General features: G+C 69.2%; 10 protein-coding genes and 1 tRNA gene. 5 read left to right on the forward strand and 6 right to left on the reverse strand.

Features of this window, described 5'->3' with window-relative positions; translation table 11 throughout:
* The first annotated feature begins 54 nt into the window (after positions 1–54).
* The gene (locus ACFOES_RS00705; RefSeq protein ID WP_377830837.1) at positions 55–690 is read left to right on the forward strand and encodes a GNAT family N-acetyltransferase; all 636 of its coding nucleotides are present in this window, start codon (positions 55–57) and stop codon (positions 688–690) included.
* A gap of 83 nt (positions 691–773) precedes the next feature.
* On the opposite strand, the gene lhgO is transcribed toward ACFOES_RS00705, so the two are convergent.
* Positions 774–1,970 (reverse strand): L-2-hydroxyglutarate oxidase, encoded by a 1,197-nt coding sequence (gene lhgO / locus ACFOES_RS00710; protein WP_377830840.1) that lies wholly within the window; start codon positions 1,968–1,970, stop codon positions 774–776.
* 167 nt (positions 1,971–2,137) lie between these two features.
* Here lhgO and ACFOES_RS00715 point away from each other — a divergent pair, with 167 nt between their 5' ends.
* Positions 2,138–2,350 (forward strand): hypothetical protein, encoded by a 213-nt coding sequence (locus ACFOES_RS00715; protein ID WP_377830842.1) that lies wholly within the window; start codon positions 2,138–2,140, stop codon positions 2,348–2,350.
* 20 nt (positions 2,351–2,370) lie between these two features.
* Here ACFOES_RS00715 and ACFOES_RS00720 read toward each other — a convergent pair.
* Positions 2,371–2,447: transfer RNA gene (locus tag ACFOES_RS00720), tRNA-Arg, on the reverse strand.
* 150 nt (positions 2,448–2,597) lie between these two features.
* Here ACFOES_RS00720 and ACFOES_RS00725 point away from each other — a divergent pair.
* Positions 2,598–3,224, forward strand: a complete 627-nt coding sequence (locus ACFOES_RS00725; protein ID WP_377830845.1) for a LolA family protein — start codon at positions 2,598–2,600, stop codon at positions 3,222–3,224.
* Positions 3,225–3,233: 9 nt separating this feature from the next.
* On the opposite strand, the gene ACFOES_RS00730 is transcribed toward ACFOES_RS00725, so the two are convergent.
* Together ACFOES_RS00730 and ACFOES_RS00735 are read right to left on the reverse strand one after the other, a co-directional pair.
* Complete coding sequence (locus ACFOES_RS00730; protein ID WP_377830848.1) at positions 3,234–3,824, reverse strand: transglycosylase SLT domain-containing protein; 591 nt, start codon at positions 3,822–3,824, stop codon at positions 3,234–3,236.
* A gap of 82 nt (positions 3,825–3,906) precedes the next feature.
* Positions 3,907–4,788 carry an AEC family transporter gene (locus ACFOES_RS00735; protein ID WP_377830853.1) on the reverse strand — a complete coding sequence of 294 codons (882 nt, stop codon included), beginning with the start codon at positions 4,786–4,788 and terminating at the stop codon, positions 3,907–3,909.
* 82 nt (positions 4,789–4,870) lie between these two features.
* On the opposite strand from ACFOES_RS00735, the gene hspQ reads away from it, so the two are divergent.
* Positions 4,871–5,197: a heat shock protein HspQ gene (gene hspQ, locus ACFOES_RS00740; RefSeq protein ID WP_377830857.1), complete on the forward strand. Its 327-nt coding sequence runs from the start codon at positions 4,871–4,873 to the stop codon at positions 5,195–5,197.
* 164 nt (positions 5,198–5,361) lie between these two features.
* Here the strand turns inward: hspQ and ACFOES_RS00745 are convergent, their stop codons facing one another.
* Both ACFOES_RS00745 and ACFOES_RS00750 read right to left on the reverse strand, forming a co-directional pair.
* Entirely contained in the window at positions 5,362–6,942 is a 1,581-nt protein-coding gene (locus ACFOES_RS00745; RefSeq protein ID WP_377830861.1) for a gamma-glutamyltransferase family protein, read from the reverse strand.
* Between the two features lie 536 nt (positions 6,943–7,478).
* Positions 7,479–7,847 carry an STAS domain-containing protein gene (locus ACFOES_RS00750; RefSeq protein WP_377830864.1) on the reverse strand — a complete coding sequence of 123 codons (369 nt, stop codon included), beginning with the start codon at positions 7,845–7,847 and terminating at the stop codon, positions 7,479–7,481.
* A 90-nt stretch (positions 7,848–7,937) separates the two neighbouring features.
* Between ACFOES_RS00750 and ACFOES_RS00755 the strand changes: the two genes are divergently transcribed.
* Complete coding sequence (locus ACFOES_RS00755; RefSeq protein WP_377830868.1) at positions 7,938–9,116, forward strand: acetyl-CoA C-acyltransferase; 1,179 nt, start codon at positions 7,938–7,940, stop codon at positions 9,114–9,116.
* The last annotated feature ends 32 nt before the right edge of the window (positions 9,117–9,148 follow it).

A 9,148-nucleotide genomic window follows, 5' to 3' on the forward strand; every position in this document is an offset into this window, starting at 1 on the left:
GGGCTTAGGCAATCCGGCAAGGGGATGCAACGGCCCCGGTGGGTTGGAGGAGCCATGACCAGGCACGCGGCAGAACAGGGCCAACGACCGGCAAGGGCGCCGGCGGATATCGAGATCCACCCCGGCTTGCCGCCCTCGCAACGCGGCGCCGCCGCCCGGCTCTACTGGCAGGCCTTCGGCGGCAAGCTCGGCCGCGTGCTGGGGCCCGAGGAGCGCGCGCTGCGCTATCTCGACCGGGTGATCCGCGCCGATCACGTGCTGACCGCCTGGGAGGCCGACGGCCGGCTGGCGGGCCTGGCCGGCTTCCGTAGCTGGGCCGGCGGCTTCGCCAGCGGCACGGCCGGCGACCTCGCCGCGGTCTACGGCCGCGCCGGCGCGGCCTGGCGCGCCGGCGCGCTGCGGCTGCTGACCAGCGATGTCGACAACCGCCGCTTCCTGATCGACGGCATCTGCGTGCGCGCCGATTGCCGCGGCCGGGGCATCGGCAGCGCCCTGCTCGACGCCCTGTCCGACCTCGCCCGCAGCCGCGGCTATGACGAGATCCGCCTCGACGTGGTCGACAGCAATCCGCGCGCCCGCGCCCTCTACCGCCGCCACGGCTATGCCGAGGCCGGCACCGACCGCATCGGCCCGCTCGCCCTGCTGTTCGGCTTCCGCAGTTCGACCCGCATGGTCCGGGCCCTGACCTGACACCGCGCGGGCTGCGCGTCCCGCTTTCATCTTCACGCAAGTATCCCGGGGGTCCGGGGGCAGCGCCCCCGACCTCGCCTGCCTCAGGCCCCGATCAGCCGCTCGACGATATGCTCCGCGATCGGCAGCGCCGAGGTGGCCGCCGGCGAGGGCGCGTTGCAGACATGGAGCGTGTGGCGAGTATCGACGAAGAGGAAATCGTCGATCAGCCGGCCGTCGCGCGCCACCGCCTGGGCGCGGATGCCGGGGCGGTAGGGGGTGAGGTCGGCCAGCCGCACCCGGGCGCAGTAGCGTTGCACCTTCTTCAGGTAGAGCCGCTTGAGCGCCGAGGCGGAAAGCTCGCCCAGCGCCGGGCCGGCATTGCGGGCCAGCAGGCGCCAGAAGCCGGGATAGGCCAGGCTGTCGGCCAGGTCGCGGGGCGAGAGCGAGAGCTTGCCATAGCCCTCGCGCGCGCCAGCCAGCACCGCGTTGGGGCCGACAGTGAAACCGCCATCCATCTTGCGGGTCAGGTGGACGCCGAGGAACGGCCGCGCCGGGTCGGGCACCGGGTAGATCAGGTGGCGGACCAGATCGGCGGGCTGGTTGGCGATGCGGTAATACTCGCCGCGGAAGGGCACGATGCGGAAATCGACCCGGGCCCCGAAGGCGCGCGCCATCCGGTCGGCCATCAGCCCGGCGCAGAACACCGCCTTGCCGGCCGAGATCTCGCCCGCGTCGGTGGTCAGGGTGACGCCGGCCGCCGTTTCGGCCCCGCCCGTCACCCGTGCGCCCAGCCGCAGCCCCCCGCCCGCGGCCATGAACCGCGCCGCCATGTCGCGGGCGAGGACGGCGAAATCGGTGATCCCGGTGCTCGGCGACAGCAGCGCCGCCTCGGCGGCGATATTCGGCTCCAGCCGCCGCGCCTCGGCGCCGGTCAGCTTGTCGATGGCAATACCGTTGGCCTCGGCGCGCTGGCGCAGGGCGTCCAGCCGCGCCACCTCGCTCGCCTCCGTCGCCACGATCAGCTTGCCGCAGATCTCGTAGGCCAGCCCGTGTTCGTCGCAATAGGCTTTCGTCGCCGCCACCCCGGCCCGGCAGAACCGGGCCTTGTGGCTGCCCGGAGCGTAATAGACCCCGGCATGGATGACCCCGGAATTGCGCCCGGATTGGTGCAGGGCGACGGCGTCCTCCTTCTCGAACAGCGCGACCGAGGCCCCGGGCACGGCGGCCTGCAACCGCCGCGCGGTGGCCAGCCCGACGATGCCGCCGCCCACCACCACGAAATCGAACCGCTCGGCCATGCCGCCTCCTGTGCCCCGGTGTAGCAAGCCTCATCGACGCGGCAGGGGCAAGGGGGCCGCGGCGCCAGAATCGTGCCATCCCCGGATGGGAGGTTGCACGGACACGGAATCGTGAGAAGCTGGACTCACGATGGAGTGAAGGCTCGACCGTCTTCAGGGTGGGACGAATGATGATCCTCGCGAGGCTACGCGAGAAATGGCGTCGCGACGCGGCGTATCGCAAGGCGAAGGACATCCTTCGCTATCCCCTCCACTACACTCCAGAACAGGTCGCATGGGCGCAGCAGATCGTTGCCGAGGACGCGCGGAAAAACCGGGAAAAGACCGAGAACGGTCAATCGAAGGCAGCAGGCGCGCGCAAGCCGCGCACCGGACACTGAGACAGCGATCGAAAGGGAAATGGCGCACCCGGGACGATTCGAACGCCCGACCCCCAGATTCGTAGTCTGGTGCTCTATCCAGCTGAGCTACGGGTGCGTGGGAGTGGGATTTAGCCCCCGCGGCCGGGCATTGCAAGAGCGAAATCGACAGAAATCCGAAGCAATTTTCCGGCCGCTTCCCGCCGACGCGACCGGGGCCCCGCCGCAGGGGATGGAACGCCGCGCGCGCAGCCACTAAATCAACTCCATGACCCTTGCGCATCGCCTCCTCGCCCCGCTTGTTGCCGCGCTGCTGGCGGCCACGACCGCCCTGACCGCCGCGGCCGCGCCGATTCCGCTGTCGGAGTTGTCGCGCTATCTCAACGGGCTGACCGCCGCCAAGACGACCTTCACCCAGGTCAATGCCGACGGCTCGGTCTCGACCGGAACGCTCTATCTCCAGCGCCCCGGGCGGATGCGCTTCGAATACGATCCGCCGGACGACAACCTGGTTCTGGCCAATGCCGGGACCGTCGCGGTGTTCGACGCGAAATCGAACCAGCCGCCCGAGCAGTATCCCCTGGCACGGACCCCGCTGAACCTGATCCTGGCGCCGCATATCGATCTCGGCCGGGCCAACATGGTGATCGGCAGCCACGAGGAGGGACCGTCGACGGTGGTCATCGCGCAGGATCCCGAGCATCCCGATTACGGCACCATCCAGCTGGTCTTCACCGCCGATCCGGTCGAGCTGCGGCAATGGGTGATCACCGACGAGAGCGGCGGCCAAACCACGGTGGTCCTGGGCAAGCTGAGCCGCAGCGACGGCTTTGCCGACAGCCTGTTCAGCATCACCCTGGCAGCCAACAAGCGCGGCGTCGACAGCGGCCGCTGAGCCGGCGGCCTATCGGCGTTCGCGGCCGCAGGCCACCAGCTGGCGGTGATAGGTTTCCGAGCGCCGCTCGACCCGGTTGGCGACGGCCAGCAGCCAGCTCTTGCGGCGATAGCTGCCGCGGGCATAGCCGCTGAAGCCTTCGTGATAGGCCAGGTACTGGCGCCGGGCGTCGGACTTGGGAATGCCCAGCTTGCGGTTCGCCTTGTCGATATACCAGCCCATGAAATCGGTGGCGTCGTTGATCCGGTTGCGACGGGCGCCATAGCGGCGCGCCTCCTGGCGGTAGTCGTCCCAGGTCCCGTCCAGCACCTGGGCATAGCCGTAGGCCGACGAGGCCCGGCCCATCGGGATCACCCCCAGCGCCCAGCGATAGGGGGTGCGGGCATTGCCGACGAATTTCGATTCCTGGTGGATGATCGCCATCTGGACATGGACCGGCACGCCCCAACGCCGCTCGGCCGCGCGCATGGCGAACAGATAGCGCGGCCGCTCCTGCACGATGCTGCAGGCATCGTTCAGGTCGCTGGGCGGCGCATAGTGCCGACCGCCACAGGAGGCCAGCAGCAGCAACAGAAAGAACGCGCGGAGAAACCTGCTCATTGCCTCTCGCCATCTTTTTTCGTTTTGTTTGGCGACAGGATAGGGGAATTCGCTCCGGCTGGAAACCGGGCTAGGGTAGAAATTACATCAGAAAGCCCAGCGTCAGCGGGATGGCAGCGACCGACAGCACGGTCGAGACCACGACCAGCCCCGCCACCGCCTCGGCATCGGCGCCGTATTTCTCGGCCAGCATGTAGGAGGTGACGGCGACCGGGGTCGAGACCTGCAGCACCAGCACCGCGAAAGCGACGCGGTCGAGACGGAACAGCAGCCCGGCGCCGACGCCCGCGGCGATGCAGACGCCCAGCTTGACCAGCGCCAAGAGCCCCGAGCGCCCCAGCCGCCCGGGGCTGAGCCGCGCCACCGCGACGCCCAGCGTGATCAGCATCAGCGGGATCGCCATCTGCCCGGTCAGCTCGAGCGTGTGGGTCAGCCAGACGGGCGTCTGCCAGCCCTGCCACAGGAACAGCCCGCCCAGCAGGGTCGCGGCGACGATCGGTTCCTTCAGCACCAGCCAGGGCTTGCCGCCACCGGCGACGACCCAGACCCCAAAGGTGAAGGACAGCACCGCCATCACGGCAAAGATCACCACGGCATAGCCCAGCCCGGTCTGACCGAAGGCGAACAGCGCCAGCGGCAGGCCCAGGTTGCCGGTATTGCCGAAGATCAACGGCGCCAGCCAGGTGCGGCGGTCGAGCCCGGCCAGGGACGTGCCCGCCCAGAACAGCACGATCAGCGCGCCATAGGCCGCCAGCGCCGCCAGCGAGATCGTCGCCAGCGCCTTGGGATCGACCTCGGTCTTCATCAGCGCGGTGAAGATCAGGCAGGGCACGGCGACGGTCATCGCCAGCCGCGTGACGAACTGGACCCGGAACTCGTGGCCCAGCTTCACCCAGGTGAATCCGCCGGCCGCGAGGATGAAGACCGGCGCCACCACCTGCAGCACTGTCAAAACAAGGTTCACAGACTGTTTCTCGTAAAATTGACCGCGGCGATAGACATCCGCGGCTCGGAAGCAGTAGTAACTATAGGTGGGGGTTGCAAGAATGCTGAAGACACGGGCGAAATATTCCATTGGACAGGTGCTGCGTCATCGCAAGCATCCGTTTCGTGGTGTCGTCTTCGATGTCGACGCGATGTTCGCCAATACCGAGGACTGGTACCAGGCGATTCCCGAGGAAAACCGCCCGGCGAAGGACCAGCCGTTCTATCACCTGCTGGCCGAGAACGATCAGAGCTATTACGTCGCCTATGTCTCGGAGCAGAACCTGGTGCCCGACGACACCGGCGAACCGGTCGACCATCCCGACCTCGCCGACTTGTTCGGCAATTTCGAGAACGGCCATTACGAGCTTCAGTTCCAGCTGAACTGAACGCCGTCAGGTGCGCCGCTCCGACCTGTCGCCCCAATCGTGAAAGCCGCCACCAACGGCACATGGCCATTGGCGGCAGAACGGCGGCCGCTGAGCCCCGCCTTCATCTTCACGGAAGTATCCCGGGGGCGCGATCGGCGGCGCCCCCGGCCCTTCTGGCCGGCTCAATACCCCAGCGCGCAGCCGTCCTTGCGCGGGTCCGAGCCGCCCTGCAGCACCCCGGTCTCGGGATCGATCAGGATCGCCTGGGCGCCGCCGATCGGGCCTCGCGGGATACTGACCTTGTGGCCCATCGCCGCCAGTTCGGCCCGCACCGCGTCGGAATAGCCGCGCTCGACCTCCATGCCCTCGGCCCCCGAGAAGCTGCGCGGCGCGTCGATCGCCGCCTGCGGATGCAGCCCGTAATCGACCATGTTGGTGATCAGCCGCGCATGGCCGTTGGGCTGGTAGGCGCCACCCATCACCCCGAAGGGCATCAAGAGCTTGCCGCCCTTGCGCAGCATGCCGGGGATGATCGTGTGCATCGGCCGCTTGCCGCCCGCCGCCTCGTTGGCATGGCCCTCGGTCAGCACGAAGCCGGCGCCGCGGTTCTGGAAGTTGATGCCGAATTTCGACGAGGCGAGGCAGGAGCCGAAGCTGTGGAAGATCGAGTAGATCAGCGACACCGCGTTGCGCTCGGCATCGACCACGGTGATGTAGATCGTCTCGCGATGCACTGCCTCGGACAGTTTCGCCGGGCTCTCCATCGCCCGTTTCGGGTCGATCAGGCCGGCCAGCTTCTCGGCCGTCTCCGGCGCCAGCATGTGGTCGAGGCGCGTGGTGTGGGCCGGATCGGCGATGAAGCGGTTGCGCGCGTCGTAGGCCAGCTTGGCCGCCTCGGCCTCGAGATGGGCGCGCTGCGCCCCGAACGGGTCGAGCGACGGCAGGTCGAAATGCGACAGGATGTTGAGCATCAGGATCGCGGTCGCGCCCTGGCCGTTCGGCGGATGCTCGACCAGCTCGACATCCTTGTAGCCGCCGCGGACCGGCTCGACGTAATCGCAGGCGGTGGCGGCGAAATCCTCCAGCGTATGGGTCCCGCCCAGCGCGTTGAGCGAGGCCACCATGTCCTCGGCCACCTCGCCCTCGTAGAAGCCGGCGCGGCCGTCGCGGGCGATGCGGCGCAGCACCTCGGCCTGGCCGGGAGCGCGGAACAGTTGCCCCGGCTGCGGCGCCTTGCCGTCCAGCAGGTAGAACGCGCGTGCCGCCTCCTGCAGGTTGTCGGCCGAAGCCGCCCAGTCGAAGGCGGTGCGCGGCGCCACCGGCACGCCCTCGTCGGCATAGCGGATGGCGGGGGCGAGGCTGCGGGCCAGCCCCAGCTTGCCCCAGTCGGCCGACAGCTTGCAGAAGGCATCGACGGCACCGGGCACCGTCACCGCGTCGGCGGTGTTCAGCGGCACCGTGGTCAGCCCGCGGCCGCGCATCTCGGCCGCGCTCAGCCCCTTCGGCGCCCGGCCCGAGCCGTTCAGCGCCACGATCCGCTCCTCGCCCGCCGGCTTGAGCAGCACGAAGCAATCGCCGCCGATCCCGGTCATCTGCGGCTCGCAGATGCCCAGCAGCACCGCGCCCGCGATCGCCGCGTCCACCGCGTTGCCGCCGGCCTCGAGCGTCTCGACGGCGACCTTGGCCGCCAGCGGATGCGAGGTGGCGCACATGCCGTTGGAAGCGAAAACGGCCGAGCGGCCGGGTGTCTGAAAATCGCGCATAGATCTCTCCCCTCTTCGGCGGCGACACTAGGGCCCGGCCGGGGGGAAGGGAAGGGGCGGGTGATCGTCAAGGTGCCGCAGCGGCAGCAGGGGGCAGAGCCGGCGGCCCGCCTGCGGCGCACAGTCTCGAAGCACGAGGGAAAGTCTAGGAGGATGCCGCGCCGTCACGGCCGGGCCGCGCGGCTCTTTGCAGCGGCATAGGAACCTCGACGTCGCGAACTGGGTGGGGGCTGTTACCACGACGCCGAGGGAAGCCTATGCAGCTACCCTGCCTGTGTCGCCAGCGCCGATGGCCCCGATGTGGGCAAAGCGCGGCTTCTTTGTGGCGTTTTTTCCGAAGGGCGGACAATCAGCACAGGATGCGACATCTGTCGCCGATGGCGCCCGTTTCTTGACAGACTCCACCTGTCCGCCGGCGGATCGCCTGCCCATTTCCGGCCCTGCGCCCCGGCCCGATCCCGCCCCGCGGGTCGGCCCCGCCCCGGGCGCAGCCGGCACGCCGAATCGATCCCGCCTGCGCCGCCTGCCGGACCCGGCTATCCCGCTTGCCGCCGACCGCCCCCGCCTGCCGGCGCAACCTCTGCGCCGACGGGCGGCGAACCGCCATGGATCGCCAGCACGCGGTCGAGCTTGGTCAGCCGGAACACCGCCTCGACATCCGGCCGCAATCCGGCCAGATCCAGCCTCTGCCCCGGGCCCAGCATCTTCATGATCGACAGCACCGCGCTCAGGCCGCTGCTGTCGACGAAACCGACCCGCGACATGTCGAGGGTCACCCGGGACGCCGGGTTGGCCAGCACCGCACGCATCCTGTCCTTGAACTGCACCGACACCGCTGCGGTGATCCGCGGCGCCTCGACTCGCACCACCAGCGCCTCTTCGCGCCGTTCCACCTTAAGCTCCATCCCATCCTCCATTGCCCCCCGGCACGAGCAGACTAGACGGCGAACCTTACCATTCGGTATGCAGAGCCATCAGTTTTTCAGGAGGGCATGATGACGGAAGTGGTGATCTCGGGCGCCGCGCGCACGGCGATGGGCGGGTTCCAGGGGGCGTTCGCCGCCACCGACGCGCCGACCCTTGGCGGGGCGGCGATCGCGGCGGCAATGGCCGGCGCGGGCGTGGCAGCCGAGCGGATCGAGGAAGTCGTCATGGGCTGCGTCCTGCCCGCCGGCATCGGCCAGGCGCCGGCACGCCAGGCCGGCTTCAAGGCCGGGCTGGGCGAAGAGGTGCCGGCGACGACGCTGAACAAGATGTGCGGCTCGGGCATGAAGACGGCGATGATCGCCCATGACCAGCTTGCCCTCGGCCAGACCGGCATCATGGTCGCCGGCGGTATGGAGAGCATGACCAACGCCCCCTACCTGCTGCCCAAGATGCGCGGCGGCGCCCGGCTCGGCCACGGCCAGGTCATCGACCACATGTTCCTCGACGGGCTCGAGGACGCCTATGACAAGGGCCGCCTGATGGGCACCTTCGCCGAGGATTGCGCCGAGGCGTTCCAGTTCACCCGCGAGGACCAGGACGCCTATGCGCTCGGCTCGCTGACCAACGCGCTCAACGCCCAGAAATCCGGCGCCTTCGCCGACGAGATCACGCCGGTGACGGTGACCACCCGCAAGGGCAGCGTCGAGGTGGGCGAAGACGAACAGCCCGGCCTTGCCCGGCCCGACAAGATCCCGACGCTCAAGCCCGCCTTCCGCAAGGACGGCACGGTCACGGCGGCCAATTCCTCGTCGATCTCCGACGGCGCCGCCGCCCTGGTCATGGCCAGCGCCAGCGCCGCCGAGGCCGCCGGCCTGCCGATCCGCGCCCGCGTCCTCGGCCATGCCAGCCACGCCCAGGCGCCGGGCCTGTTCCCGACCGCGCCGATCCCGGCCGCGCGCAAGCTGATGGAGCGTCTCGGCTGGTCGGTCGGCGATGTCGACCTGTGGGAGGTGAACGAGGCCTTCGCCGTCGTGCCGATGGCCTTCATGAAGGAGATGGGCGTGCCGCGCGACATCATGAACATCAACGGCGGCGCCTGCGCCCTCGGCCACCCGATCGGCGCCTCGGGCACCCGGATCATCGTCACCCTGCTCAACGCGCTGGAAAAGCACGACCTCAGGCGCGGCATCGCGGCGATCTGCATCGGCGGCGGCGAAGGCACGGCGATCGCCATCGAACGCCCCTGATCGCTTCTTCTTTGCTGAAATACTCCACGGGA

Source organism: Acidimangrovimonas pyrenivorans (assembly GCF_042643245.1).
In the GTDB taxonomy this organism is placed as follows: Bacteria; Pseudomonadota; Alphaproteobacteria; order Rhodobacterales; family Rhodobacteraceae; genus Acidimangrovimonas; species Acidimangrovimonas pyrenivorans.